This window comes from Oliverpabstia intestinalis (genome assembly GCF_009696065.1).
GTDB classification, from domain to species: domain Bacteria; phylum Bacillota; class Clostridia; order Lachnospirales; family Lachnospiraceae; genus Oliverpabstia; species Oliverpabstia intestinalis.
The window spans coordinates 1-1,111 of the sequence record NZ_VUMS01000090.1; the positions used below are offsets into that span (position 1 = coordinate 1).

The 1,111-nt window shown below is 33.1% G+C and carries 1 protein-coding gene; it reads right to left on the bottom strand.

From position 1 onward, the window contains the following. Positions 1–133: 133 nt before the first annotated feature. Positions 134–760 (bottom strand): helix-turn-helix domain-containing protein, encoded by a 627-nt coding sequence (locus FYJ57_RS15060; RefSeq protein WP_154433285.1) that lies wholly within the window; start codon positions 758–760, stop codon positions 134–136. Between the last annotated feature and the right edge of the window lie 351 nt (positions 761–1,111).

Genomic DNA, 1,111 nt, shown 5'->3' on the forward strand with positions numbered 1-1,111 from the left:
ACTGGATTGCATCCAATTTAAATTGTTTGTCATAGTGCTTTGCCATAATGAGATCCTCCTTCAGTGCGGTAACTACATAGTACCATAAAATTTGTAATTAGGGATTCTCATTTTGACTTGTACTATTTATATTCTAGCACCATTCATCCCAAATTTTATTTATCTCATCTAAATAAAACATATCCTGTTTCATCATTACCAATGGTGAATATCCCAAATCAAAAAATAAAGAATGTAGAATCTCCGCATCCGGTTTTGTTCGTAAATTCTCCATTCTCTGATATCTTTTAATGTTAATATCCAGCCGTTCAGCCATTCGTTGCTGTGAAATCCCCTCTACTTTACGAATATTTCTCCATATAGAATTCATTTTCTTTTCATTCTCAATTAGCTCTATATGTTTCCATGCTCGTTTTATCTCATATATTTCATTTGATTTTTCATATGATATACTCTGATATGTTGCCCACAGAATTAATTTCACAATTTCCACTTTGTTTCTTAAGAGTTTGAAATTATCCAAATATACATTTATCACCCCTGTATATCGTTCTTTTCCTGTAATTAAATAATAAATATCTCCTCCGCTTCTCATAAAGCATAACAGATTTCTATATGAAAGAAGAGTCTTTCCGTTTTCCAACCTGCTATAATGATCCTGTTGGACTCCAAACCTCTCTGACATTTCTTTTTGTGTCATTTCCAAAGCTTTTCGATAAGCACATAATCTTTGTGGTACTTCTGAATAATATGTGTTCATAAACGTTCTCCAATAAAATTTTTGCTTTTATTTTAGAATGTTTGTATGTACCTATTATGCCCTTTTCATACATATCAATTCATTTATTTTATTTATGCTTTCGTTTTCACTAGATATCTCCCAATTTATGCGATAACTTTTCAATTCCTAACTAATTTCATAGGTTGATCCGGCCAAAAAACTATTCCTTAACCTACTTCTTATGCAATTCTTAGAAGAATCAATGAATATTCTTGTGCGGCAGAGCCGCCTGTCCAGTGTAACGTGAGCCACCTGTCCAGACGGAGTGAGCCACAATAAATATGCGAGTTTACTCGCGTAATGCTTTATCCAAGCCATATACTTCTCGCA

What these genes read in the sequence shown, in the direction of transcription:
- FYJ57_RS15060 (WP_154433285.1), bottom strand. Translation starts at nt 760, where the DNA reads ATGAACACATATTATTCAGAAGTACCACAAAGATTATGTGCTTATCGA.